General features: G+C 61.9%; 21 protein-coding genes. 15 read left to right on the forward strand and 6 right to left on the reverse strand.

The genetic code is table 11. The features are described from left to right. Positions 1–819 precede the first annotated feature (819 nt). The 11 genes from QZY01_RS12470 to QZY01_RS12520 all read left to right on the forward strand — a co-directional run bounded on the left by QZY01_RS12470 (position 820) and on the right by QZY01_RS12520 (position 12,527). Positions 820–1,806, forward strand: a complete 987-nt coding sequence (locus QZY01_RS12470) for a lysylphosphatidylglycerol synthase transmembrane domain-containing protein (RefSeq protein ID WP_294537587.1) — start codon at positions 820–822, stop codon at positions 1,804–1,806. After that, complete coding sequence (locus QZY01_RS12475) at positions 1,803–3,224, forward strand: NAD(P)/FAD-dependent oxidoreductase (RefSeq protein WP_294537588.1); 1,422 nt, start codon at positions 1,803–1,805, stop codon at positions 3,222–3,224. The genes QZY01_RS12470 and QZY01_RS12475 overlap by 4 nt, the downstream gene beginning before the upstream one ends. Positions 3,225–3,292: 68 nt before the next feature. Beyond that, complete coding sequence (locus QZY01_RS12480) at positions 3,293–4,891, forward strand: glycosyltransferase family 39 protein (RefSeq protein ID WP_294537589.1); 1,599 nt, start codon at positions 3,293–3,295, stop codon at positions 4,889–4,891. Positions 4,892–5,133: 242 nt separating this feature from the next. Beyond that, on the forward strand, positions 5,134–5,808 hold the full coding sequence (gene tmk, locus QZY01_RS12485) for a dTMP kinase (protein WP_294537591.1): 675 nt from the start codon (positions 5,134–5,136) through the stop codon (positions 5,806–5,808). Then, positions 5,799–6,899 carry a DNA polymerase III subunit delta' gene (locus tag QZY01_RS12490; RefSeq protein WP_294537592.1) on the forward strand — a complete coding sequence of 367 codons (1,101 nt, stop codon included), beginning with the start codon at positions 5,799–5,801 and terminating at the stop codon, positions 6,897–6,899. The genes tmk and QZY01_RS12490 overlap by 10 nt, the downstream gene beginning before the upstream one ends. 7 nt (positions 6,900–6,906) lie before the next feature. Further along, entirely contained in the window at positions 6,907–8,040 is a 1,134-nt protein-coding gene (tgt, locus tag QZY01_RS12495; RefSeq protein ID WP_294537594.1) for a tRNA guanosine(34) transglycosylase Tgt, read from the forward strand. 103 nt (positions 8,041–8,143) lie between these two features. Continuing rightward, positions 8,144–8,404 carry a hypothetical protein gene (locus QZY01_RS12500; RefSeq protein ID WP_294537596.1) on the forward strand — a complete coding sequence of 87 codons (261 nt, stop codon included), beginning with the start codon at positions 8,144–8,146 and terminating at the stop codon, positions 8,402–8,404. Between the two features lie 966 nt (positions 8,405–9,370). Further along, on the forward strand, positions 9,371–10,963 hold the full coding sequence (guaA, locus tag QZY01_RS12505) for a glutamine-hydrolyzing GMP synthase (RefSeq protein ID WP_294537597.1): 1,593 nt from the start codon (positions 9,371–9,373) through the stop codon (positions 10,961–10,963). A 4-nt stretch (positions 10,964–10,967) separates the two neighbouring features. Then, complete coding sequence (locus tag QZY01_RS12510) at positions 10,968–11,624, forward strand: HNH endonuclease (RefSeq protein ID WP_294537598.1); 657 nt, start codon at positions 10,968–10,970, stop codon at positions 11,622–11,624. 238 nt (positions 11,625–11,862) lie between these two features. After that, positions 11,863–12,114: an AbrB/MazE/SpoVT family DNA-binding domain-containing protein gene (locus tag QZY01_RS12515; protein ID WP_294537600.1), complete on the forward strand. Its 252-nt coding sequence runs from the start codon at positions 11,863–11,865 to the stop codon at positions 12,112–12,114. Positions 12,115–12,125: 11 nt separating this feature from the next. Further along, on the forward strand, positions 12,126–12,527 hold the full coding sequence (locus QZY01_RS12520) for a type II toxin-antitoxin system VapC family toxin (protein WP_294537602.1): 402 nt from the start codon (positions 12,126–12,128) through the stop codon (positions 12,525–12,527). 27 nt (positions 12,528–12,554) lie between these two features. On the opposite strand, the gene QZY01_RS12525 is transcribed toward QZY01_RS12520, so the two are convergent. Beyond that, positions 12,555–13,280 carry a hypothetical protein gene (locus QZY01_RS12525; RefSeq protein ID WP_294537603.1) on the reverse strand — a complete coding sequence of 242 codons (726 nt, stop codon included), beginning with the start codon at positions 13,278–13,280 and terminating at the stop codon, positions 12,555–12,557. Between the two features lie 467 nt (positions 13,281–13,747). Between QZY01_RS12525 and QZY01_RS12530 the strand changes: the two genes are divergently transcribed. Beyond that, complete coding sequence (locus tag QZY01_RS12530; RefSeq protein ID WP_294537604.1) at positions 13,748–14,653, forward strand: PEPxxWA-CTERM sorting domain-containing protein; 906 nt, start codon at positions 13,748–13,750, stop codon at positions 14,651–14,653. A 94-nt stretch (positions 14,654–14,747) separates the two neighbouring features. Here the strand turns inward: QZY01_RS12530 and QZY01_RS12535 are convergent, their stop codons facing one another. Then, a complete protein-coding gene (locus tag QZY01_RS12535) occupies positions 14,748–15,380 on the reverse strand; it encodes a glutathione S-transferase N-terminal domain-containing protein (protein ID WP_294537605.1) in 633 nt (210 codons plus the stop codon). 309 nt (positions 15,381–15,689) lie between these two features. Here QZY01_RS12535 and QZY01_RS12540 point away from each other — a divergent pair, with 309 nt between their 5' ends. Beyond that, positions 15,690–16,301 (forward strand): PEPxxWA-CTERM sorting domain-containing protein, encoded by a 612-nt coding sequence (locus QZY01_RS12540; RefSeq protein ID WP_294537606.1) that lies wholly within the window; start codon positions 15,690–15,692, stop codon positions 16,299–16,301. Positions 16,302–16,536: 235 nt separating this feature from the next. On the opposite strand, the gene QZY01_RS12545 is transcribed toward QZY01_RS12540, so the two are convergent. Next, entirely contained in the window at positions 16,537–17,289 is a 753-nt protein-coding gene (locus QZY01_RS12545; RefSeq protein ID WP_294537608.1) for a hypothetical protein, read from the reverse strand. Between the two features lie 1,251 nt (positions 17,290–18,540). Here QZY01_RS12545 and QZY01_RS12550 point away from each other — a divergent pair. Continuing rightward, on the forward strand, positions 18,541–19,230 hold the full coding sequence (locus tag QZY01_RS12550) for a cold-shock protein (RefSeq protein WP_294537610.1): 690 nt from the start codon (positions 18,541–18,543) through the stop codon (positions 19,228–19,230). A 98-nt stretch (positions 19,231–19,328) separates the two neighbouring features. Next, on the forward strand, positions 19,329–20,159 hold the full coding sequence (gene mazG, locus QZY01_RS12555) for a nucleoside triphosphate pyrophosphohydrolase (protein WP_294537612.1): 831 nt from the start codon (positions 19,329–19,331) through the stop codon (positions 20,157–20,159). A 131-nt stretch (positions 20,160–20,290) separates the two neighbouring features. Here the strand turns inward: mazG and QZY01_RS12560 are convergent, their stop codons facing one another. From QZY01_RS12560 to gyrA, 3 genes are all read right to left on the reverse strand, one after another. Continuing rightward, on the reverse strand, positions 20,291–21,022 hold the full coding sequence (locus tag QZY01_RS12560; protein WP_294537614.1) for a class I SAM-dependent methyltransferase: 732 nt from the start codon (positions 21,020–21,022) through the stop codon (positions 20,291–20,293). Positions 21,023–21,071: 49 nt separating this feature from the next. Next, a complete protein-coding gene (locus tag QZY01_RS12565; RefSeq protein ID WP_294537616.1) occupies positions 21,072–21,872 on the reverse strand; it encodes an SDR family NAD(P)-dependent oxidoreductase in 801 nt (266 codons plus the stop codon). Positions 21,873–22,065: 193 nt separating this feature from the next. Then, positions 22,066–24,798 (reverse strand): DNA gyrase subunit A, encoded by a 2,733-nt coding sequence (gene gyrA / locus QZY01_RS12570; RefSeq protein WP_294537617.1) that lies wholly within the window; start codon positions 24,796–24,798, stop codon positions 22,066–22,068. Between the last annotated feature and the right edge of the window lie 362 nt (positions 24,799–25,160).

Raw genomic sequence — 25,160 nt, forward strand, 5'->3', positions numbered from 1 at the left:
GGCGAAAGCCTTTCGGCTGCCCGGCGCGCAAATGAAATAGCGGTACTCGACATTTGCGATGGTTCTTTTTCAAGACTCCGATCGCAGCAGCCCGATTTCGTGACGGGGGTTTATCACGCCGCTTGTTTCGAGTGTCATACTAGCAACCTGATTTTTACGATTCCGTTTCCGCAACATGAACTTTTTGTCATTTTCGGAAGAAGCGACGCGCGTGCGCCCGTTCCCCTGAAACGGGGGTCTTCGCAGACAGAAAAAAGCCTTTAAAACAATTTGCTGGCGCCTTCCGGCGAAGCGGAGGCATTGTCTCGTCTCGAAAGCGCGAACAATTAAGGATATCGAGACCGGGATTCGTCGCCATCGGATCGGGAGCGCCCGGCGGAGGCGGTCACGAACCGGTCCCGCCCGCGCGTCGAGAGATGCGCCGAAGGTTCAGCATGCAAATTGCCCTTGGCAGAGTGTCAATTCGATGCGAAGTGGACCTCAAACCATTTCTGGTGTAATAAGCTTGATCGGTGCTGACGTATGAAACGCGTGGTAAAATTTCGGTTAATCCGTCGTGCCGAGGCGGCTTCATGGACTTGCGGGTGTTGCTATCTTCGCAATCGGCAAAATTCAAATCGCGGTGACAATAATGACTTCCTCCGTACGTCCCTCCATTTAGATGGACATTCCATACGATAACGGGCATGTCATCGTCGAAACCATCACTCAACTATGTTCTATCGCAGCAACGGAAGACAATACCATGCCTGAAAGCGACCGTATTTTGCGCGGCATGGCGAGCCAGGTCGGTTTCCGCACCCCGAAAGTGAACCGGCGATGAGTCTGAAGCACTCAATTCAGCTGCTGGTGGGGTGCGCGCTCGCGGTTTTTTTCGGCTGGCTGGTCTTTCGGCAGATCGACCCGGCAAGCGTCTGGGCGGCGATCCGGGGCGCGAGCCCTTCGTGGGTGCTGGCCGGCGTCGTCGTCTTCTTCCTGGGCTATTCCTGCCGGATCGAGCGCTGGCGGGAGATGCTGATGAACGACAATCCCGCGCTCGCCTGGGTCGATTGCGCGGGGCCGATGTTCGCCAGCGTCGCCGCCAATAATGTCCTTCCCTTTCGAGCCGGCGACGTGGTGCGCGCCTTCGCCTTCAACCGCAGGCTTGGCATATCGACCAGCGTCGCCCTGACCACGCTCGTTGTGGAGCGCCTGCTCGATCTGGTGGTGATCTTGATTTTCTTCACCATCGCGCTGGTGGCCCTGGGCGGCGCAACGACCGAAAAGTTGAGATACGCCAGCCTCGTTCCGGTTCTCGGCGCGGCGACCCTGCTCGCGCTGCTGCTGTTTCCGGAAAACTTCGAGCGCGTGGCGGCTTCGGGCGTCAGACTGGTCCGGCGTTTCGCGCCCGGACTTGGCGCAAGACTCGCGCTGGAATTGCACAAGGTCGTGGTCACGCTGGAACATGTCGGCAGCCGTCGGACCATGGCGAGGCTGGTCTTGCTGTCCGTGCTGACGTGGCTGTTCGAAGGGCTGGTGTTCCTTTGCGCCGCGAAAGCCTTGCCCGCCGTCGCCCAGCCTCTTGGCGCCTGGCTGGCCTTGCCGGTCGGAACGCTTGCGACCTTGATCCCGAGCACGCCCGGCTTTGTCGGAACCTTCGACTATTTCGTGGTCCAGGCGATGACCGAACTCGGCAACAGCGAAAACGCCGCGGCGGCTTTTGCCGTTCTGGTTCATATCCTGCTTTGGCTGCCGCCAACCGTGACCGGCGGCCTCTATGCACTTATCCACCCGCTGAAAGGCGCTTTGAAGGCCCGTCGCACATGAGCGTTTCCGATAGGACTCAGGTCCCCGATTTGACCGACGTCTCGCACGCGACGCAGGTCGCAATCGTCGGCGGCGGCTTCACCGGTCTCGCGGCCGCCTATGAACTGGCCAAACGGGGAATCAAGGTCACGGTTCTCGAAGCCGAAACCGAAATCGGCGGCCTCGCCTCGGCCTTCAAGGTAGGGGGCACCCGGCTGGATCGCTTCTATCACCATTGGTTCACCAGCGATCTGGACGTGATGGGCGTCATCGAGGAACTGGGCGTGGCCGACCAGGTGGCGATCAACCCGACCAATACCGGCGTCTATTACGCCAATCGGATTTTCAGGCTTTCCACGCCCTGGGATCTGTTGAATTTTTCGGCGCTTGGCGTCGTCGACCGAATTCGGCTCGGTCTGCTCGCGCTACGCGCGCGCCGGGTCGCGCATTGGGAACAGCTGGAGAGCAAGACCGCGAGCGAATGGTTGCGCGAACTCGGCGGAGAAAAGGTTTTCGAGGTCGTGTGGCGGCCTCTGCTGAAGGGCAAGTTCGGCCCCTATGCCGACGACGTCTCGGCTGTCTGGTTCTGGAACAAGTTGAAATTGCGCGGCGGCAGCCGTGGCAAGGCCGGCGAGGAGCGGCTGGCCTATTTCAAGGGCGGATTCGTCTCGCTGGCCGACGCCATGGCGAAACGCATCCGCGAGCTTGGAGGTCGAATCGAGACCGGCGCCCCGGTCTCGGCGCTGCGCCGTGACGGCGCGAACTGGCGGACCGAAACGGCGAAGGGCGTCGTTACCTCCCCGCATGTGATCGCGACAACCGCGCTGCCGCTGGTCGCCGACATGATCCGCGAATGGGCGGAGCCCACCTATGTCGCGAGCCTCGAAAAAATCGACTATATCGGCAACGTCTGCCTCGTACTGGAATTGAGCCGCTCGCTGTCGAATACCTATTGGCTCAATGTCAACGATCCGAGCTTTCCTTTTGTCGGCGTCATCGAGCATACCAATTTCGAGGGACCCGCCAATTACGGCGGCAGGCATATCGTCTATCTTTCGAAATATCTGCCGCACACCGACGCCCTTTACCGCATGGACGCCGACGGTTTCCTCGATTACGCGCTGCCTTTCCTGCAAAAAATGTTCCCGGATTTCGATCGAAGCTGGATACTGGCGCATCATATCTGGCGCGCGCGCTGGTCGCAGCCGGTCGTCGGGAAATATTACAGCCGGCTGATCCCATCGCAGGACGGCCCGGCGCCCGGGTTCCACATCTGCTCCATGGCGCAGATTTATCCCGAGGATCGAGGCACCAATTACGCCATACGCGAAGGACGCAAGATCGCGCGCCGGCTGGCGGAGCGGATCGAGCCCCGCTCGACTGTCGATAGCCAGGGTCGGGACCCAAGTCCGGCGATCGCCAGCTCCGATCAAACCTGACTTTGCGCCAAATCCTGTTCTGAGCCTTGGCGAAGTCGCCCTGGCTTGCCCGAAGTTTGGGAGAAACAATGGTGGTCAAGAATCCGCTAACGGTCGATTCGGTGAATTCCGGCTGGGCTCCAGGCCTCAATGCGGCGACCGATCCGGAGGCGCAGCCCTGGAATTTCCTGGCGCGCTTCCTCGGACTTTTCGTAGCGCTGGTCGCCCTGCTGCGTTGTCTGGTGGTCATGAATGTCTTTCTTATCCAGCAGGATGAGGGGGTCTGGCTGCATGCGGCCATGCGCATGAGCGACGGTCAGATTTTGTACCGCGATTTTTTCGAATTCCATCCACCGGTCGGCTTTCTGATCGTGTCCGGCTGGACCGCCCTGTTCGGTCCATCGCTGATGGCGGCGCGCATTTTGACCGCGCTGTTCATCTCCCTGACGGCCTGGCTTGCCTACGATTGCTGCCGCATCATCTCCGGCCATCGCGGATTAGCGGCGTCGCTGGCGCTGACGTGGATCGCCGCCTTTCACATCTTCTGGACCTCGGTCAACCATCACTGGTTCACCAGTTGCTTTTCCATGTTGACGCTTTGGGCGATCATGACGGCGCAGGCGAAACCCGGGCGGCTGTTTCTCGCCGGTCTGGCGGCCTCCGCGGCGGCGCTGGTGACAACGAGCAGGGGCGGGCTCGCCGTCGTGGCGGGGTTGCTCTCGATCCTTTCGCGTCGGTCGGTCAAGGATGTGCTGATCTATGCGGCGGGCGGCGCGGCGCTGCTTTTCGCCGTCGTCGGCTTCCTCTGGTCGCAGGGCAGCCTGGGGCCTGCGATCGATCAGGTCATCGTTTGGACGTTTCATAATTATTCGCAGATTCAGGGCATGCCTTTTGGCGCGTTCCTGGACATCCAGCACCTGTTCACGGTAGCCGTCTTTCCGTTGGTCGCCGTGCTGCTGGCCGTCGCGATCGCCCGCGAAGGGTTTGGCCTGTTGCGCCGGCCCCACTGGATCGCCGCCAGTTGGTTCGCCCTTGCCGGGTTTCTGGGGTGTTTCCCGCGGCCCGACACCGCTCACATCACTTTTGGCATGGTGCTCGCTCTGCCTTTGCTCTGCGCCCTGGTGTCGGTTCTGCTGCCGCAGCGATGGACCTCGCTTGCGGCTTGCGCCTTCGTCCTTATCGCGATCGTGTTGCCTTTCAAGCAACTTCTCCACAGCATCGACTGGGTGACGCATGCGTCGAGCCGCGACACCCGCGCCGGGCGAGTCCTCGCCATTCCGCCAAACGGAATGTTGCAGCTTATCGAACGGCTTGACACGCTTCCGAAGCAAGACAGCGTCTTTTTCTATCCATTTGGCCCGATGGTGCCCTATTTGACCGGACGGCATCATCCCGCTCGCCTCGATCTGCTCATGCCGCAATTCAACACGCCGTCGCAATTCGATCAAACCTGCCGTGAAATCATGGCGGGGGCGCAATGGGTGGTTGACGACCGCAACGTCAACTCGACCGCTTATTATCGCTATGTCTTTCCGGCGATGACCGATTCATCGCCCCCGGAAAAGGTCGCTTTCGAGGCGGCGCTGAACAAGGGCTTCGACCTCGACGCGAGCTACGGCGACTACCGGTTGCTCCGCCGCGGGCGCGCCGACGTCAGCCTCTGCGATCCTCCCGCGCCGGCGAAATAAGGCAAAGCCCGATTGCGTCAAAAGCGGGCGCGCATCGCCAGGCGATGGATGTTTTGTTCCCGTTCGCCACGGCCCTAGGACCGGCGCGCGTTTCGCGTTATGACAGGTGGACTGGAGCGTTTTCCAGCGAAGCGGATAGCGGTTCGCGTGAAGAATACGCGCAAAAACAATAAGCTGGAGCCCCATTTCCGTTCAATCGGATCGGAAAAACGCTCCAGGCGGGACATCTTGGCGGGACATCGTTGCATCACGCTCGGTTCATCACATTCGAAGGCGGCGAGGGCGCCGGCAAGACGACGCAGATTCGCCTGCTTGCCGAGCGGCTGCGGCAGATGGCGCCCGACGCGAGGCGGGAAGTGGTGGTGACGCGCGAACCCGGCGGCACGCCGCTGGCGGAAAAATTGCGCGCGGTGATTCTTTCCGGCGGAGCGCGGCAATTGGGTCCGCTCGGCGAGGCGCTGCTGTTTTCCGCCGCCCGAATCGACCATATCGACCGCATCATCGGTCCGGCCTTGCGGCGCGGCGCCTTCGTGCTCTGCGACCGTTTCGCCGATTCGACCCTCGCTTATCAGGGCGCGAAGGGCGGAGTAGACGCCGGCTTGCTCAAGGCGATGGAGAAGGTCGCGCTCGGCGCGCTCGCCCCCGATCTGACCTTCATTCTCGACCTGCCGCCAGAAATGGGGCTGGAGCGGGCCAGGCGGCGGCGCGGCGCGGACGAGGCCGATCGCTTCGAGGGCGAGGACCTGTCCTTCCATGCGCAATTGCGCGAAAGATTCCTCGCCATCGCCGAGGCCGAACCGCAGCGCTGCCGGGTGATCGCCGCCGCCATGCCCCCCGAAAAGGTCGCGGCGCAAATCTGGCGGGCGGTTGATGAAAAATTTCTCGGCCGTTCAGCGGAAGCCCGGCAATGGGCGTGAAATATGCCGTTGAGGCGCCGCCCGAAAGCGACCGCTTCGCGCCCGCGCCGCATCCGCGCGACACGTTCGGCTTTTTCGGCCACCGCAAGGCGGAGGCCGAATTGCTCGACGCCTATCGCGTCGGGCGGCTGCCGCAGGCCTGGATTTTTGGGGGCCCGCAGGGCATAGGCAAGGCGACGCTGGCCTGGCGGATGGCGCGCTTTCTCGCCGCCCATCCCGACCCGGCCGCGCCCGCCGTGCAGAATGCGCAAACGCTTGACGTCGATCCGGACCATCCGGCGGCGCGGAAAATTTCGGCGCTGTCGTTTGGCGATCTTGCGCTGCTGCGGCGAGAATGGCAGGAAAAAAACAAGAAACACGCGACGCGCATCGGGGTGGACGAGGTGCGCCGCGCGATCCATATCTTCGAACAGGCGGCGGGGGAGGGCGGCTGGCGCATGGCGCTCATCGACAGCGCCGACGATTTCAACGCCAGCAGCGCCAATGCGCTGTTGAAACTGATCGAGGAGCCGCCGCCGCGCTGCCTGTTCCTGATCGTCGCGCATCAGCCCGGCCGCATCCTGCCGACCATCGCCTCGCGCTGCCGCCGGCTGATGATGCAGGGGCTGGCGCCGCACGACCTTGCCGCCGCCGCGCGCGCCGCCCTTGAAGCGGCGGAAGAAAAGGTCGTCGAGGCTGATCTTTTGCGCGCCTGCGCCAGGGCCGATGGGTCGGTCCGCGAGGCCTTGCGGCTGTTGTCGCGCGCCGACGCCGATTTCGACGCGCTCGTCGAAGGCAGTCTGGCGCCCCTGCCGCGGGTAGACTGGCGCCTGATCCATCGGCTTGCCGACCGGGTGACCGGGCGCGAGCGCGAGACCGAATATGACGCCTTTCTTCAGGCCATGTTCGGCTGGCTCGCCGCCGCGCTGCGCCGCCACGAGGGGCAGGGGCCTCGCGTCCTCGCGCCTTACGCGACCGCCTGGGAGAGTCTGGAGCGCGAGGCGCGCGACCTCGAGATTTTCAATCTCGACAAAAGGGCCTTCGTGCTGATCGTTTTTTCTCACCTCGCGGAGGCGGAAAACGCCGCCCGCGCCGCCCTGAAACCGAGTTGAGGCTGCCGTGATCCAGGATTTCCAATATCGCCTGCTTGCGCGCGACGGCGCCGCCCGGCTCGGAGAAATTTTTACGCCGCGCGGAGTCATCCGGACGCCCGCCTTCATGCCGGTCGGCACCGCCGCCACCGTCAAGGCCATGTATCCGGACCAGGTCCGCGAACTCGGCGCCGATGTGGTGCTCGGCAATACCTATCATCTCATGCTGCGGCCCGGCGCGGAGCGCGTCGCCTCGCTCGGCGGCCTTCACCAGTTCATGAACTGGCCCTGGCCCATTCTCACCGACAGCGGCGGCTTCCAGGTCATGTCGCTGGCCAAGCTGCGCAAGATCGACGAGAACGGCGTCACCTTCCAGTCCCATATCGACGGCTCGACCCATGTGCTGACGCCGGAATTGTCGATGGAAATCCAGCGCCTGCTCGGCTCCGACATCCAGATGCAGTTCGATGAATGCGTGCCATTGCCCTGTTCGCATGAGGAGGCGGAGCGCGCCATGCGGCTGTCGCTGCGCTGGGCGGAAAGGTCGCGCAAGGCGTTCGGCTCGCAGCCGGGCCACGCCTGTTTCGGCATCGTGCAGGGCGGCGCCGAGCCCGGACTGCGCATCGAAAGCGCCAAGGCGCTGGCGGAGATGGATTTTCACGGCATCGCCGTCGGCGGCCTCGCGGTCGGCGAGCCGCAGGAGATCATGCTGGCGATGATCGAAACGGTGATGCCGCATCTGCCGGACGACAAGCCGCATTATCTGATGGGCGTCGGCTCGCCCGACGACCTCATCGAATCGGCGGCGCGCGGCATCGACATGTTCGATTGCGTCATGCCGACGCGGGCCGGGCGCCACGGCCTCGCCTATACGCGTTTCGGCAAAATCAACCTGCGCAACGCCCGCCACGCCGACGATGTGCGTCCGCTCGACGCGCACTCCTCCTGCCCGGCGGCGCGCGATTATTCGCGCGCCTATCTGCACCATCTGATGCGCTGCGAGGAAATATTGGGGATGATGCTGCTGAGCTGGGTCAATCTCGCCTATTATCAGGAGCTGATGGCGGGCATGCGCGCCGCGATCGCGCAGGGAAGTTTCGGCGATTTTCGCCGTCGGACCAAAGAAGACTGGGGCAGGGGCGGCGAGCCGGCGGAGGAATAGACTGGGTCTATGATCGGGCGGCATGGCCAACAGTCTGGCGAGCGCAACAGCGATACGCTCCTCAATTTCGTTGTCAGAAATCCTTTCGTTCTTGGAGTCTCCCATGTCGAAGCCTGTTGTCGTCCCATGCCCGCATACAAAAGAGGAATACGAAGCCATACAGAAAAAAATTGAGGAATCCAGCCATTCCCTCAACGCGGAAATAGGCAAATACGTGCGCGCATGGGGGCGAATTCACGACCAATTTGCAAGTTATTTTGCCGGGCTATGCGGGCAACCGCCGATGATTGGATACCCCATTTGGAACGCCCTTAAGAGCGACCTTATCCCAGCGCCAAATTCTTTCGGCGGCGCTGCAAGCTAAATCTGACTTTTTGAAAAACAGAAAACGCGACAAAGACTTAACAAAAGCAGCGTTTTATGATGAAGTTTTATGGTGCGCTGAGCAAATAACAAACATATCCGGTAATCGAAACGATTTAATCCGCTGCTCTATAATATATGGAATACGCGAAAACGATTTTGAGGCCAAATTTGACACCTGGACAGGTAGCAAGCGCGCCAGACCCCACAGCGGTGTAAATCTACATGAATTCTGTGAAGGTCATAGCTCATTTAGAGAAGATATGATGAAATATTTGGTGATATTCGGTAACTAAATGAACAATGACGCGCCATTGTCAAAAAGACCTCGAAGGCGGCCTTACTCGCAGTTGGTGAGGCAGGACAAACAACAGAATCAATAAACCGCGCAATAAAAATAAACCTCGCTTTGATCATCTCGGGCGCGAACTCAATCTCAAATTCACTTATCGCTGAACTCTCGGCCAATTCTTTAACATCGGTCATTTGCTAACTCAAATGCATCATTGCCGAAAGACTTTTCGTCTTCCCGCCAATGAGCATTTTAAACACAATAGGCTCTTAAACGAAAGAGGTTCTTAAAACGAAAGAGCGGAAAGACTTTTGGTCTTTCCGCTCAACCTAGGCTTTGTCCCATCCCGCATCGTAGAAGCCGTATTCGGTCACTCCCCAGCGCCTCGTGACGCTCTAACGATGCGAAAACGTCCTCCCATGACTTGGACAGCAAGCTCACGCCGGATTATTTCCTGCTGCGGCCCCCCTTCGGATCGGTTGCACGTTAGTCGAAGCCATTAGTCTTGTCACGGGGGCCTTTGCCGAAAAGCTGAAAAATTTCGTCTTTAGACGGCTCCATCTGCAAAAAATTTCCGTGATCGCCGAAAAACCCTGCCCAGCGTCCGCGGCGGCGGCTTCGCCTTGCCTTGGCGTTGCGGGCGCCTTATCGAAACGTTGCGACAGGACAGGCCAAATGAACGATTTGCATGAAGAAATCCGCCGGCATCACGACAAGGTCCTGATTGTCGATTTCGGCTCGCAGGTGACTCAGTTGATCGCGCGGCGGGTGCGCGAGGCGGGCGTCTATTGCGAAATCGCGCCCTACCAATCGGCGGCAAGCGCTTTCGACCTGATCCAGCCCAAGGCGGTGATTCTTTCCGGCGGCCCGGCTTCGGTCACCGAGCCGGGTTCGCCCCGCGCGCCGCAGAAAATCTTCGAGTCCGGCCTGCCCATTCTCGCCATCTGCTATGGCCAGCAGACCATCGCCGCGCAGCTCGGCGGCGCAGTGGAAGGCGGCCACGCCGCCGAATTCGGCCGCGCCAATGTCGAAGTCGTCGCAAATTCCGCCTTGTTCGACGGCGTCTGGAGCGTCGGCGGCGCCTATCCGGTGTGGATGAGCCATGGCGACCGCGTTACGGCGCTGCCCGAAGGTTTCACCGTCAAGGCGCTCAGCGAAAACGCGCCCTTCGCCGTCGCTTCGGATGAAAGGCGCAGGATTTTCACCACCCAGTTCCATCCCGAAGTGGCGCATACGCCGGACGGCGCGAAACTTCTCGCCAATTTCGTCCACAAGGTCGCTGGGCTGAAATCCGACTGGACCATGGCGGCCTTTCGCGGCGAGGCGGTCAAGGCGATTCGTGAGCAGGTCGGGCAGGGGCGGGTGCTGTGCGGTCTTTCCGGCGGCGTCGATTCGGCGGTGGCCGCCGTCTTGATCCACGAGGCGATCGGCGAGAACCTCACCTGCGTCTTCGTCGATCACGGTATGTTGCGGCAGGGCGAAGCCGAGCAGGTGGTGACGCTGTTTCGCGACCATTACAATATTCCGCTGGTCCATGTTCAGGCGCAGGACCTGTTCATCGGCGCGCTCGAAGGCGAGGCGGACCCCGAAACCAAAAGAAAGATCATCGGCCGGCTGTTCATCGAGACTTTTGACGCGGAGGCCAAAAAAATCGCCGCCGACGGACGCGGCGCGCCGGCCTTTCTTGCCCAGGGCACGCTTTATCCCGACGTGATCGAAAGCGTCTCCTTCACCGGCGGCCCTTCGGTGACGATCAAGAGCCACCATAATGTCGGCGGCCTGCCCGAACGCATGAACATGAAGCTGGTCGAACCGCTGCGCGAACTCTTTAAAGACGAAGTGCGCGCGCTCGGCCGCGAAATCGGCCTGCCCGAGGCTTTTGTCGCCCGCCATCCTTTCCCCGGTCCCGGCCTCGCCATCCGCTGCCCGGGCGGCGTCACCCGCGAAAAGCTCGAAATATTGCGCAAGGCCGACGCGGTTTACCTCGATGAAATTCACAAGGCGGGGCTTTACGACCAGATCTGGCAGGCCTTTGCGGTGCTGCTGCCGGTGCGCACGGTCGGGGTGATGGGGGACGGGCGCACCTATGATTACGTCGTGGCGCTGCGCGCCGTGACCTCGGTGGACGGCATGACGGCGGATTTCTTTCCCTATGACATGAATTTTCTGGGCCGCGCCGCGACCCGCATCATCAACGAGGTCAAGGGCGTCAACCGGGTGGTCTACGACGTGACGAGCAAGCCGCCTGGGACGATCGAGTGGGAGTGAGGTCTTGAAAAAACAGATTCAGCTTCTGAAGAGACTGCACGCCCCCGATGAATTGGTCAGGTCGTTCGAAGAAATTTGTAATATCAACGAGCAACTTGATCGTGACTCACGATCAAACGTTTCAAAGCTCTTGGAAATAACCTGTAGAAAATTTGGATTCTCAGATGTTCTTGATGAAGGATGGTTTTTTCGGCCAGATAGCCTGTCAGGCTGCCATAAACGCGAGGACGGCGCGGTAGTTGGCCATGAACCCGAAGCCTCGACCGTCGAACAGGCTTATCGGCGTGGTTACGATCAGGGCTATAGCGAGTGTCGGCGCTACGTGCAGGAAGGAAAGTCGATTAAGGCGATTGAATTACGTGAGAATGAAATCCGGAATTGGCGGTTCCGCTCCGTCCAACGTTACAAGTCTATGCCGGGCGACACTGAAAAGCCTCAGAGAAATATATTCGGTGGTCGCTCCACACTTTCTCTAAAAATAAGATGGAACGTATTGCAGCGCGACGAATACAAGTGCGTCGTGTGCGGGGCAACTGCGCATGACGGTGCAAAGCTCGAAGTCGATCACATCCATCCGGTCTCGAAGGGAGGCTCAGATGATATCGGCAATCTGCGAACACTCTGTCAGGATTGCAATTCGGGCAAATCGGACTCGACATGAGCCTCGGTTGGCCGCTTTCCCGCCCTGCGCGCCGTCGCCTTGGTGGTGGCTTATGGGCGCTCACGTAATCGGCAATGAAATAAGTTGAACCGCTGAGCCGAAGCTCGTCGCCGCCGACGGCTTTGTCTCCGACCTGCGTTCGACCAGATCGAGAACTCCACGCGTGAACCGTGCCCCGCGTTGAATGTTGGGCGCAAAAGCGATATTCTTACTGGTATCGGTAAGAAAGGCGGGCACCATGCGGATCACCTCCAAGGGCCAGGTCACAATCCCTCAGGACGTAAGGGAACGCGCCGGTCTCATGCCGGGGACCGATGTCGAATTCGAAATCGAGGCTGGCGGGGTGCGCCTCGTCAAGGCGAAGCCTGGGCGCGGTCGCCGGACCCGGGGTCAAAAGCTCGTCGAGGGCCTGCGCGGAGGCGGCGACTTCAAGATGACGACCGATGAAGTCGTGGCCTTGATGCGCGGCCCTTCTGCGGACGAAGGCTGACCCGCGCGGCAATGATTCTGGTCGACTCCAACGTCATCATCGACATCCTGACCGGGAATCCGACATGGCGGACGTGGTCCGAAAGCGCCTTGAGCGACGCCGCCGACAGCGACGACATCGCGATCAACCCGATCATCTACGCCGAGATTGCCTCGGGATTCGCCACGATGCGCGAACTTGATCGCTGCCTTGGCGCCGATGCGTTTCGACGGCTGGCGCTTCCCTATGAAGCGGGATTTGTCGCCGGCCGCGCGTTCGTGGAATATCGCCGACGCGGCGGGGTTCGGACCTCGCCCCTTCCGGATTTCTACATCGGCGCCCACGCGGCCGTCTCGGGCCTCAGCCTGCTGACGCGCGATGCGCGCCGATATGCCGGCTACTTTCCAAAGCTGCGGCTGATTTCGCCGGCATAAGGCCGCCGGCGCGCGCGCGAAAAAAAATCAGCCCGTCAATTTATCCGCCCAGGCGACGACAAAGGGCAGGGCGCTGATCGGCTTCATCAGCGCCACCGCCGCGACCGAACCGCCGACGCCCCAGAACCAGGCTGGATGAATGCGCCCCCTCGTGGCCAGGTCGTGACGGATCGCGAAGCCAAAAAACAGCAGCAATTGCGCCGCCAGAATCGCCCAGACGCCCAGTTCCTGGCCCAGCAGCGGCATCGGCAACAGCCGGCCCCAGGCGGGCGCCGTCAGGAAAATCGTCCCCGAGAGCATCAGCCGCCGATGCCAGTCGGTCCGCTGCCGCAGCCTGATGGCGGCAACGGTAAAGGCATAGAAAGTGAACACCGTGATCAGGTCCATCGCCAGGAAAAAGTTGGGCTGAAAAAACGGTGGGACCCGGTGGGACGCCAGCGAGGAGCACGTAACCAAGACTGCAACCGGAATCATCGTGGTTGCCCAGGCGAACCCGAGCCAGCCCAATGTGCGGTGCCGGGCCACCGCGCCCCGATAGACGAGGGCGTTCTGGAGCAGATAGAAGCCAACCCAGCCCGCAAAGGTCACCCCGTGCAGATGGACCCACCATGGCGAGGCCAGGCTCGACCGGCCCATTGCAAATTGCAGTCCGAACCCGGCCACCACCGTCGCCGCGATCCCCGCCGCCATCGCAAGAAAAAATGCCCGTTCACGCTCCAGATCGGTCCGCGTATTTTCCGCAATCGTCGCCATGCCGCCCCCTCAAGATTGCCTGCGCGAGATGATATGGAAACCGGACGCCGATAGTCCAGAGCAACGCCAGACGAGCCAGCCGCCGGGGGCGATTGTGTGAGAGCAGGGGTCGCCAGCGAAAGGCGACCCTCTCTAGCGGTGACCTGTTGCACTTGAACCAGGTCCGCCGAGCGCGCCCAGAGCTTCCGTCGCCGATTCTTTTCGATGATCTAACCCGGTGAGCGGGAGCGGTTTAGGGTCTTTTGGCGCGCGGTATCGGCGCCTCTTGATCAGGTCCAGGACGCCTGATAGCATTATACTATGCAGTCTCGATGCGAGAGCTTCGGTAGTCTTACATAAAGTTTCAAGCTGCATTTCTGAACGTCCGTGACGTTTACGAAAACAGTCACAGCAGAATCAATGACCTGGAGCTTCGTGGGAGTATTGTCGGAGGCGGCTCATCGAGTCCGGAATCGGGGGGTATTGAAATGAAGACATCTGCGCAAAATTTGTCTGCCCTGGCGCTGACCCTGGCGCTGGGCTGTGGCGCTGCCGCGCAGGCCAACGCGACGGTTGCGTTGAGTTTTTATCAGTCCGGCACGACCACGGATGTCGATTACGAGAACTTTCTCAATTCGACATTTGGCGCCGGTCTCACGCCGACCGAGCGCTTCGTCGGCCAGGTCAGCGGCAACAATTCCAACGGGCTCTTCGTGCCGACCACGGCTTCGGGCTTCCCGGCGCCCGACGGGACGGGCGTGACCTCAGCGCTGACGAACCATCCGCCCGTCGGCAACGGCACGAACGGCGGCGGCTCGGTAGTCGGATCGTTCGCGACATATACCGCCTGGACAAACGGCGGCGGCCAGGTCGTGCCTTTCTCACTGAGCCGTAGCGGCCAGACGGTGACCTACACGCTCGCCTACCCGGGCGGGGCTACCGCGACCTGGACGAGCGCAACCGCGGACTACTTCGGTCAGGCGACCAGCTTTGAGCTTCGCGCCCGTTCCGTTGCGCCAAGCGGCCACCTGCTCAGCGACGGCTTCACGATCGACAACTTGAAGTTCACCGATACGAGTGTGACGAACCAGAATGTCGACTCGTTGCTTTCGGCGCACGGAAGCCAAGTTTACGCCGCCAACGGCGACACGACGATCGCGTTGTTCACCGGCGTTGCCCCTGGCGATTTCACGCTGACGGGCGATTATGTCCTTCAGTGGACCAACAACGACAATATCACCAATCCTGGCAGGACATGGAACTCTCAGGTCAAGGCGCTCGACTTGCCTACCGCGGCGCCCGAGCCTTCGACGTGGGCTATGATGATGATCGGCTTCGCCGTTCTCGGCTTCGCGGCGCAACGCAAAAAGCGCCAAGCGCGCGCTGATGTCTGAACCGATACAGAACCAAGGATCGCGGGCCGCCGACCGGCGGTCACGTTCCGGCGACGATGGAATGGGAACAGGGCCGGTAACGGCCGCATGGCCTTCAACCGGCGCCAAGCGGCTTCATGCCTTGGCCCCCCAACGCGCGCGCGACGCCGGCGTCCTGTTCCATCGCCGCGCGGAACCTTGCCAGATTGGCAAAAGTCCTTATGCCCCCGGGGAGGTTGTCCACCCAGCGGGTCAGGACATAAAGATAGGCGTCGGCGACCGAGCGATGGCCGAACAGGGTGTTGCGCCCCGCCAGCCGCGCATCGAGCGTCGCCATGTGCGCGGCGACCTGCTCAAGCGATTTGCGCTTCACCCGGTCGAACCTGCTTTCGTCGTCGAAAAAGCGCTGCGGCGCAAAAAACGGTCCGAAAGCGACGTGAACTTCGCTCGTCAGATAGGACAAGGTTTCGTAAAGCGCGAAGCGGGCGAGCGAGTCGCCAACGGGCGCGCCAATGCCGGCCTGCGGATGGCGGTCGACCAGCCAGGTCAGGATCGCGGCGGCCTGGGTGAAGACGCGGCCATCGTCCAGCGCCACGGCGGGAACCTTGCCGCCGGGATTGATCGCCAGATAATCGGGCGCAAGGTTATCGCCGTGTTTCATCAAAACCAGCTCATAGGGCTCGCCGATCCATTCGAGCGCAATATGCACGGAGAGGGCGCAAGTGCCCGGCATTGAATAAAGTTTCATCGATAGCCCCAAGGGGTTGCGCTGCGATCCGCCGCGAGCCGGGAAAGAACAGCCTGGCATTTCGCCCGGGTCGTTTCAAGCTCGACGCCGCCCGAAACTATGGCTCGGAAGTTAGTTTAACGAAGCCGTCACGCCCATGCTTGTCCAAGACTTTGGAGTCCTTTAACTGAAAAAGTCCGGCCCGACTCTTGGCGGCGCCCTGAGGCCGTGTTAATTATTAACAACGATGCAGGAAAAAATTTGGCGTTTCCTGCGGGCATCGGGGTCAAAGCAAAACTATTGAGCCACTCTTCGCTTGGGGGAACCGTCATGCTTGTCAACGACTTGAGATCATCGCTGGTCCGCATGGGAATGGTCGTCGCCATCGGCGGGGCGTCGCTGTTTGCTCCCGCCGCGGAAGCGGCGGTGCTCGACGGCCAGACGATCGGCGTGAACACTCATAGTGAGGACACGCTGGGCAACGTCCTTGACGGCACGGTATATTACACGATCGCTCCGAACAGCAGCCCGACCGGAGCTACGTTTCTGACTGCAATCTATACCGATCAGCAGATCACCTTGACCAATCTGGATTCGAGTTCTTCGGTGACGTTCCTCAGCAGCGATTTTTTTACGGGGGCGCCTTACGTATTCAACGGCTTGCACTTCCAGCTGAGCGCGCCGACTTTGACCAGCCTGACGATCGATCCGGCCTCGACGGTCACCGGGGCCGGAGCCTATTTCAACAGTCTTAACCTATGGGTCGGCCTCGCCGGCGTAACCTTCAACACCGGCGACACGCTGATCCTCGATATCAACGGCTACACACCCCCGACCACCGGCGTGCCGGAGCCCGCGAGCTGGGCTTTGCTGCTGCTCGGTTTCGGCGGCGTGGGCGCGGCGATGCGCCGGGCCAATCGGCGTGAAACGGTCGAGGCCTGATCCTGCGCGGCCTCGAACCCGGATCGCGAGGGTAATTGGGGCGCTGCACAGGCGAGGTTCGCAATTGGTCGAAAGCGCCACCGATGGCGTTCAAAGCTTTATCGCCGGAATCCGATCGCGAAACAGAGCAGGGCGGCTGCGCACGTCGTGGGCGCACGAGAGCCTATGCCGGCGCCGGCTTACGAGATCGCGACCGATCGACAGGATTTCTTCTGCTGCCGGCCCGGTTGCGGCGTCATTTCCGACGGGAAGGCGTGACCCGAAGCGTGTTTTCCGGGTGGGTCGAAGATTGACCTTCCTCTGGCATATAGCCCCCGACAAATCGGATCGTTCGACCATCCGGTGACTGGATGGTCTGTTCGAGCGGGTTTTCCGTCTTGATCTCGGAGCCGTCGATGCCCGCGTATTTTTTTCCGCCTGGCGAGGCCCCGGCGGAAAGAGACGCGCCGTATTGATTGGCAAGCTGGGCAAAACCGGAGAGACGCACCCTCAAAGACTTTGCAACGCGTCTGTCGTCTGCCGCAAGGAAACTGCCGTCTTCGCCCCGGTCCGGATCGAAGACCACCGCGCCAGACTGCGTCACCAGGACGTCGCCGCGACGCAAAGTTTCATCGTGCGCGATCAAATAATCGATCGCTTCCTGTGTATCTTTTTGCGTCGTTTCCGTGCAGCCGCAGAAACGATGAGAGAAGCTCGCGCTGCTCAAAAATTTCTCGTCCTCCGACAGTTTGGGCCGACCGTCGGATTTTTGGCTGGCGTTACTCTTCGGTTTGTGATGCGCCACCTTTCTGATTTGCCCCCCACATGCCCCATGGGAGCAGGAGGGGCGCACATGCGAAGCGGATCGATGGGCAATCGCGGACTTTTCCTCCTTGGGGGACATAAATCCGAAAATCGATTCCAGAAATCCGGCGGCGCGAACCGAAGGACACATGACGATCCATAGGGTCGCCGCCACGGCCAAATTCAGACGGCGCGATTTACGCATTTTCAGCCTCCAAAGTTCGCCTCAAGGATGAGGTCGCGTAATTTTCCCTTAGCCGTTTTGACGGCAAAGGCATGCCAAGGGAGATTTCAGGGGCTCGGCGACCAATTGCCGTCGCCGGTCCAGGCCCGGGGATGTATTGGCGGCAATCGTTCGCCAATCACGCTCTGCGACGCGGTTCTCGCAGAAACGTCGTCGATCGATGCGTTCGCGTCACTGGCGGGGCGGCCCGAAGCCATTGGCGGCGGCAGGCCCATTGGCCTCACACCCGGCGGTAGAACAGCGCACAGTTTGATCCGTTTCTTCGACGGCGTGTAATGGTCTTGACCTGCATGCGCCCACCCTGACTTTGCAATTCGCCGACCCGTCAAAAACGATGTCGCGGCTCCACCTTCCGCAAGGAAGGGGCCACCCGACAGCAGGCCGCCGCAAAGGTGCAACTCATTCTTTTATAACGATTTTTTAAGAAAAAGTCTACGGCCCTGGATCGCAAAACGCCAAGCCGCGCGGTTTGGAATCCCGAAATGCAAATCGCAAATTCTCAGGCTGCGTTTTCATCCCTGGAAAAGCGGCAGCTTGTAAACTCGGTTGGTTCCATAATATTGATTATGCGAATCGAGGATGCGGCGGCGCGGGCCGATCTGGCGCGGTCACGCAGCGCGGAGCCTCCCCCGTTCGCTTGTTCGTGGATTGGTCGGCCTGGCGAATGTCGGCGCCGGGATGGCGCGCAAACGCTCTCGCGCCATCGATGCGCCATGCGCGAGGCCTCTCGCCATTTGGAAAGCCTCGGACGGCTTGCATTGCAATTTGACGCCCGCAGAAGACGCCGATCGCGGCGAAGCTGAGTTGGAATTTTCCGCGTCACGCCGTTGTGCGCCCGGCGCGCCACGGCGCGGATCGTTGCCGCGTTGGCCGTTGTCGCCGAGCGATCCCTCAGGGCGGCGCCAAAATCGCCGCGTTCACAGAAATGTGAACTTGGCCGTGATTTGCGGCGGCGCTTACCCTAAGACGAATTGTCGCACGGAAAGCCCGCTTTTTCGTCAGTCTTCCGGCGTTTTTCCACCGCAAGCAATCTAGCCAGACCGGCCCATTTGCTGCTAAAAGGCTATTGCGCGGGCTCTGGAATAAAAAAATTACACCATCGGCTAGCGTTTCCGACCGACCGCACGGGGTTGGTTCGGGAGCATGGCGGCGTCTGGATGTTTTTGGCTCCCGGCGTGCTGAATGAAATGAGTCGGAGATTAATAGGCGGACATGAGCAAAGGTAGAGATTTTCGAGGACCAAGGAAGCGCGGTTTTGATGATGACGCGCCCTCACCGTACGACGCCCCGCGCCAGTTTCGTCAGCCCCGCGCGCCGTTCGGCAGTCCGCCTCCGGGTGGAGGCTTTGGCGGCGAAGGCGGTTTTGCCAGTTCTCCCGCCTCCGCGCCAGCAGGCGGCGGCGCCACGGTGGATGCCATCGTCAAATGGTTCAAGGGCGACAAGGGCTTCGGCTTTGTCGAACTGGCCAATGGCAGCGGCGACGCCTTCTTGCACATCGGTGCGCTGCAATCGGCCGGTTATGAGACCGTGCCGCCGGGCGCCAAGCTGAAAGTTCTCGTCGCCAATGGCGTCAAGGGCCAGCAGGTCACCCGCGTGCTCGAAGTCGATACCGCCGGCGCCACCGAGCGCGCGCCACAGCGCTCGTTCGACTCGCCGCGCCCGCCGGCCCGCCGCGCTCCCGATCTTTCCTCCGCCGTCGATATCGAGGGCGCGGTGAAATGGTTCGACGGCGCGAAGGGTTTTGGTTTCGTTCAGGCCAATGACGGCGGCAAGGACGTCTTCGTTCATATTTCGATCCTCGGCGCCGCCGGCATCCAGCAGCTTGCCGAAGGCCAGCCGGTGTCGATGAAGGTCGTGGACACCCAGAAGGGCCGCGAGGCGGTCGCCATTTCGCTCGTCTGAGCTTTTTGGCTTCGATGGATTTATTCAAAGCAGGGCGCAGGCGCCGGTGATATCGAGAGCAGGGCGCCAGCGCCCTGCTCTTTTGTTTTGGAGTTTACATGCAGCCGTCGCGCGAACTCTCTCGTCTCCTGGAGATCATGGCCGCCCTGCGCACGCCCGGAACCGGCTGCGCCTGGGATCTGGTGCAGGATTTCAGGAGCATAGCCCCCTATGCGATCGAGGAGGCCTGCGAGGTCGTGGATGCGATCGAACGCGAGGATTTCGTCGATCTGCGCGATGAACTCGGCGACCTGCTGCTGCAGGTGGTTTTTCACGCCCGCATGGCTCAGGAACGCGAGTTGTTCGATTTCGGCGGCGTCGTCGAAGCCGTCACGACCAAGATGATCCGCCGCCATCCGCATGTGTTCGGCGAACCCGAGCAGCGCACGCCGGAAGCGGTGGAAGGGGTCTGGGCTGAAATCAAGGCGCAGGAAAAGGCCGAAAAGGCGGCGGCCCGGCGCGCCGCCGGCCTGCCCGAGGCGGCGCGTCAGGGCCTGCTCGCCGATGTTCCCTCCGCCCTGCCCGCCTTGACCCGCGCGATAAAACTTCAGGAAAAAGCCTCGAAAGTCGGCTTCGACTGGAACGACGCCCGTCTCGTGCTGGCGAAGATTCGCGAGGAATGCGACGAGGTCGAGGAAGCGCTGGAGCGGGGCGACATGGCGCATGTCGCCGACGAGGTCGGCGACGTGCTGTTCGCCGTCGCCAATCTGGCCCGCCACGCCCGGACCGACGCCGAAAGCGCGCTGCGCCGGACCAACGCCAAATTCGAGCGCCGTTTCCGCCATATCGAACAGCGTCTGGCGGCGCAGGGGAAGGTTTTGGGCCAAGTTCCGCTGCGCGAAATGGATGTATTATGGGACGAGGCCAAGGCGCTGGAAAACGCCGGCTGAAACTTGACAGGTCGCCGCAAAAGCCGTGAACCGCCCGCGTCCTTCGAGACGCGCCTCGCGGCGCTCCCACGGATGAGGGCATTCTATTGATTTCATTGGTTCACTTGACGCGCGACTTTTTCAGTAGCCTGTCAAGGCCGGTTCTTGCACAACAGCGCCCGCCAGTGGCGATGGGGCGTCGCCGCCGGTGGCAACTCCTCCAGCGTCTGCAAGGCCAGACCGTGGGCGGCCAAGGACTCGATGTTTTCGCGCGTCAGCGGCCAGGGGGGGCCTTCAAGCGCCGGGCTCTCGTCGCGGGCGCGCGCGATGACCAGCAGACGTCCGCCCGGCTTGACGAACCCGGCGATGGATTTTTGCGCGCCATCGAGAAGCTGCGGCGGCAGCGCCTGCAACGTATAGGTTTCATGGACGAAATCGAAAGCCTCGTTCCATTCCGGCGGCGGGTCGAACAGGTCGGCGACGCAAAAATGCACGCCCATGTTTTCAAAACGCCCGCGCGCCCAGTCGGCGGCGCGCGACACCAGATCGAAACCGGTGACGCGCGCGCCCTGCCCCGCCAGCGCCGCCGCATTGTCGCCGAGGCCGCAGCCGATATCGAGCGCCGCGATTCCGTCAAGACGCGGATGTTGCGCCAGCCAGTCGAGCAGCAGCGGATGGGCGGCCATATTGCCCCACGGGACTTGCGCCGGATCGCCCTGCGCCAAAGCATAGACCGCCTCGAACCAGTCGCGCCGGTAAGGATCGTCCGGCCCGGCGCCGGGATTTTTCGCCGGATCGATGGCGTCGAGCCTTTTCCGCGCGGCGGCGCGGCGTTCGGCGGCAGCCGGATCGAGCGGATCGAAAGGCAGGGGTTTTTCGTTCATTTTAGGCGGCGATCCGTCCTGTAAGGCTTCCTTCAGCCAACTGCGCCCGTCAGTTGATCGACAGGGTGCTGCCGCCATCGACGCGCCAGTTCGCGCCGGAGACAAAGCGGGACAGGGGGCTGGCGAGGAAGGCGACGATCGCGCCGAGATCTTCGGGTTTGCCCATCAATCCGACATCGTTTGGCAGCAGCTCGCCCACCACGGCCTTCTCGATTTCCTCCCAGCTGTCGCCGAAGTGGCGGGTCTTGTTCATCTCGGTCCAGAAGGCGCGGTTGGAGGGGACGTCGATCAGCCCGGGCGTGACGATGTTGGAGGTGACGCCCGTTCCGCGCAGATGGCGCGCAAGCGACACCGTCATGCTCAGCATCGCCCCCTTGGCCGCGCAATATTGCGGCTGCGTCGCCATGGGTTGCCATCCCGAGGCCGAGCCGATGAAGATGATCCGGCCCCAGCCGCGCTCGCGCATCCCCGGCATGAGCGCCTGGGTGAGGCGGAACGCCGAGACCACATCCGACTCGTAGGTCTTGATCCATGCCTCGCTGGTGGCGTCGTCCCAGGTGGTCGGATCATAGGAGCCGGCGTTGTTGACGAGAATATCGACCGGGCCGCTCGCGAGCGCCTCGCGTCCGACCGCGGCTGCGCCTTCCTCGGTCGAAAGGTCGCCGAGCACCACATCCGCCTTGCCGCCCGCGGCGCGGATCGCCTCGCCCACGGCATTGGCGCGCGCCGCATTGCGGCCATGCACGATCGCGGTCGCGCCCTCGGCGGCGATCGCCCTGGCGATGGCCTCGCCGATACCGGCCGAGGAGCCGGTCACGAGCGCGCGCTTGCCTTCCAGTTCAAGATTCATCGGTCCTCTCCTCCGTTTTTCAGGCGTGACCGCCAGCGGCCCTGTCTGGCCAGGAACGCGAAGGCGCCGGCCAAATCTCCTCCGGCTGGCCGATCCGGCCAATGTCGTTGGGAGGATGTCGCGCCGCACGCGCTTCGATTTCGTCCCGGCGGAAGACAGGCGCTCCCTGGATGCGGGGAGAAAGGAGCCGCGCTCACTCTTCCGTATTGGTCTCTTCCCCGTTGTCGCCTTCGCCGTTTTCGTCCTCGCCGATCCGTTCGACCGAAACCACTTTTTCGGTTTCGGCGGTATTGAACACGATCACGCCCTGCGAGCCGCGTCCGATGACGCGAATGCCGGCGACCGGGCAGCGGATCAACTGCCCGCCGTCGGTGACCAGCATGATCTGGTCGTTCGCCTCGACCGGCATGGAGGCGATCAGATCGCCGTTGCGGGAATTGACCGCCATGGCGACGATGCCTTTGCCGCCGCGCCCGGTGACGCGATATTCATAGGACGACGAGCGCTTGCCGTAGCCATTGACCGAAATGGTCAAGATTTGCTGTTCGTGCGCGGCAAGTTCCTCGAAACGCTCCGGCGACAGCGCCGCGCTTTCCGCGCTTTCCTCCGTTTCGGCGGCTTCCGGCTCCGCCGGCTCGCCAGCCTGCGCCCGCCGCATCTTGACGAAGGCGGCGCGCTCCTCGCCGCTCGCCTCGACATGGAACAGCACCGACATGGCGATCACCACATCGGCTTCGGCCAGCGTCACGCCGCGCACGCCCATCGAATCGCGGCCCTTGAACACCCGCACTTCGGTGACGGCGAAGCGGATGCACTGGCCCTTGGCGGTGGTCAGCAGCACGTCGTCGGCGTCGGTGCAGATCTGCACATCGACAATGCCTTCGCCGGGATCGAGCTTCATCGCGATCTTGCCGGCGCGATTGACCTGGGTGAAATCCGACAGCTTGTTGCGCCGCACCGTGCCGCGCGTCGTCGCGAACATCACGTCGAGCCCTTCCCACAGCGCCTCGTCCTCGGGCAGCGCCATGATCGAGGTGATGCGCTCGCCGGGCTCCAGCGGCAGCATGTTGACCAAAGCCTTGCCGCGCGCCTGGGGCGCCGCGAGCGGCAGCCTCCAGACCTTTTCCTTGTAGACCTGGCCGAGCGAGGAGAAGAACAGAACCGGCGCATGGGTCGAGGCGACGAACAGCCGCTGGACGAAATCCTCCTCGCGCGTCTGCATGCCGGAGCGGCCCTTGCCGCCACGCCGTTGCGCGCGATAGGTCGAGAGCGGCACGCGCTTGATATAGCCGGCGTGCGAAACGGTGACGACCATGTCCTCGCGCTGGATCAGGTCCTCGTCCATCATGTCGCCTTCGACATCGAGGATCTGGGTGCGGCGCGGGACGGCATGGGCGGTCTTGACCGCCAGCATTTCGTCCTTGACGATGCCGAACAATTTTTCGCGCGACGCCAGAATGGCGAGATATTCGGCGATTTCCGCCGCCAGCCGGTTGAGGGCTTCGGCGATTTCGTCGCGGCCGAGCGCGGTCAGCCTTTGCAGGCGCAATTCGAGAATGGCGCGGGCCTGGGCTTCGGACAGGCGGCAATTGCCGTCCGCGTCGATGCCGTGGCGCGGGTCGGCGATCAGCGCCACCAAAGGCGCCATTTCGCGCGCCGGCCACAGCCGCTCCATCAGCGCCTCGCGGGCGGCGGCGGCGTCGGGGGAGATGCGGATCAGCCGGATCACTTCGTCGATATTGGCGACGGCGATGGCCAGGCCGACCTGGATATGGGCGCCGTCGCGCGCCTTGTTGAGCAGGAACTTGGTGCGGCGGCTGACCACTTCCTCGCGGAAATCGATGAACGCCTTGAGGCAGTCCATGATCGTCAGGCTTTCCGGCCGGCCGCCGTTCAACGCGATCATGTTGACGCCGAACGAGCTTTGCAGGACGGTGAAGCGGTAGAGCTGGTTCAGCACGACATCGGCCACGGCGTCGCGCTTGATCTCGATGACGATGCGCATGCCCTCGCGGTCGGATTCGTCGCGCAGATCGGAAATGCCCTCGATCTTCTTGTCGCGCACCAGTTCGGCGATTTTCTCGATCAAGGTCGCCTTGTTCACCTGATAGGGAATTTCGGTGAAGATGATGGCTTCGCGGTCCTTGCGGATCGTCTCAATGGTCGAGATGGCGCGCATCAGCACCGAGCCGCGGCTGGTCTCGTAGGCCTGCCTTATGCCGGCGCGGCCTAAAATGGCGCCGCCGGTGGGGAAATCCGGCCCCGGCACGATTTCCATCAATTCGGAGAGCGTCATGTCCGGGCGGTCGATCAGCGCGACGCAGGCGTCGATGATCTCGCCAAGATTATGCGGCGGAATATTGGTCGCCATGCCGACGGCGATGCCGCTCGCGCCATTGACCAGAAGATTGGGGAACCGCGCCGGCAGCACTGCCGGCTCGCGTTCCTTGCCGTCGTAATTGGGGTGGAAATCGACGGTGTCGGAATCGATGTCCTCGATCAGCGCCAGCGAGGGCCGCGCCAGCCGCGATTCGGTGTACCGCATGGCGGCGGCGCGGTCGCCGTCCACCGAGCCGAAATTGCCCTGGCCGTCGATCAGCGGCAGGCTCATCGAAAAGGGCTGGGCCATGCGCACGAGCGCGTCGTAGATCGCGGCGTCGCCATGGGGATGGTACTTGCCCATCACCTCGCCGACGATGCGCGCCGATTTCACATAGGACCGATCGGGCAGAAAATTGTTTTCCTGCGCCGAAAACAGAATGCGCCGATGCACCGGCTTGAGGCCGTCGCGCACATCCGGCAGGGCGCGGCTCACGATCACGCTCATCGCATAAGCGAGATAGGAGCTCTTCATTTCGTCGGTGATGGAGACCGGGCGAATGTCGGAGGCGGGCGGAACCGGCGGTTCTTGATTATTATCGGCCAAAACAGACCCTTGCGCTCAGGGGAAAGGTCTATTCTTCTTAGGTGATTCTCGCGCGGAACGCCAATTTCGCCGGGCCCGCAGTGATTTCATTTTATTATTTTATTTCAATAGGTTGCGGCGATATTTCGAAGGCGGCGCCAACAAGCCCGCATAAAATCAACCCCCAAAGGCCAAAGGGGGCGCCCGCCGAAGTTTCACAAGCGCGGCCCTGGAGTTCCCAAATCGGATAGATCCGGAGGCGCCGCCACGGGATGAACCAGTCCGAACCCGGCAAAGGACCGCCTCGCGACGATCCTTCGCTGTCGCCTCCCGGCGATTTGCCCATCCAGCGGCCGAAAAACCATTCGATGGCTGGTCCCATT

This window comes from uncultured Rhodoblastus sp., from assembly GCF_903903185.1.
GTDB lineage: Bacteria > Pseudomonadota > Alphaproteobacteria > Rhizobiales > Beijerinckiaceae > Rhodoblastus.

Excerpts from the sequence above, each read along its gene's own strand:
- QZY01_RS12470 (WP_294537587.1), top strand. The coding sequence starts at position 820 with ATGAGTCTGAAGCACTCAATTCAGCTGCTGGTGGGGTGCGCGCTCGCG.
- QZY01_RS12475 (WP_294537588.1), top strand. The coding sequence starts at position 1,803 with ATGAGCGTTTCCGATAGGACTCAGGTCCCCGATTTGACCGACGTCTCG.
- QZY01_RS12480 (WP_294537589.1), top strand. The coding sequence starts at position 3,293 with ATGGTGGTCAAGAATCCGCTAACGGTCGATTCGGTGAATTCCGGCTGG.
- QZY01_RS12490 (WP_294537592.1), top strand. The coding sequence starts at position 5,799 with ATGGGCGTGAAATATGCCGTTGAGGCGCCGCCCGAAAGCGACCGCTTC.
- QZY01_RS12500 (WP_294537596.1), top strand. The coding sequence starts at position 8,144 with ATGTCGAAGCCTGTTGTCGTCCCATGCCCGCATACAAAAGAGGAATAC.
- guaA (WP_294537597.1), top strand. The coding sequence starts at position 9,371 with ATGAACGATTTGCATGAAGAAATCCGCCGGCATCACGACAAGGTCCTG.
- QZY01_RS12515 (WP_294537600.1), top strand. The coding sequence starts at position 11,863 with ATGCGGATCACCTCCAAGGGCCAGGTCACAATCCCTCAGGACGTAAGG.
- QZY01_RS12520 (WP_294537602.1), top strand. The coding sequence starts at position 12,126 with ATGATTCTGGTCGACTCCAACGTCATCATCGACATCCTGACCGGGAAT.
- QZY01_RS12525 (WP_294537603.1), bottom strand. The coding sequence starts at position 13,280 with ATGGCGACGATTGCGGAAAATACGCGGACCGATCTGGAGCGTGAACGG.
- QZY01_RS12530 (WP_294537604.1), top strand. The coding sequence starts at position 13,748 with ATGAAGACATCTGCGCAAAATTTGTCTGCCCTGGCGCTGACCCTGGCG.
- QZY01_RS12535 (WP_294537605.1), bottom strand. The coding sequence starts at position 15,380 with ATGAAACTTTATTCAATGCCGGGCACTTGCGCCCTCTCCGTGCATATT.
- QZY01_RS12540 (WP_294537606.1), top strand. The coding sequence starts at position 15,690 with ATGCTTGTCAACGACTTGAGATCATCGCTGGTCCGCATGGGAATGGTC.
- QZY01_RS12545 (WP_294537608.1), bottom strand. The coding sequence starts at position 17,289 with ATGCGTAAATCGCGCCGTCTGAATTTGGCCGTGGCGGCGACCCTATGG.
- QZY01_RS12550 (WP_294537610.1), top strand. The coding sequence starts at position 18,541 with ATGAGCAAAGGTAGAGATTTTCGAGGACCAAGGAAGCGCGGTTTTGAT.
- mazG (WP_294537612.1), top strand. The coding sequence starts at position 19,329 with ATGCAGCCGTCGCGCGAACTCTCTCGTCTCCTGGAGATCATGGCCGCC.
- QZY01_RS12560 (WP_294537614.1), bottom strand. The coding sequence starts at position 21,022 with ATGAACGAAAAACCCCTGCCTTTCGATCCGCTCGATCCGGCTGCCGCC.
- QZY01_RS12565 (WP_294537616.1), bottom strand. The coding sequence starts at position 21,872 with ATGAATCTTGAACTGGAAGGCAAGCGCGCGCTCGTGACCGGCTCCTCG.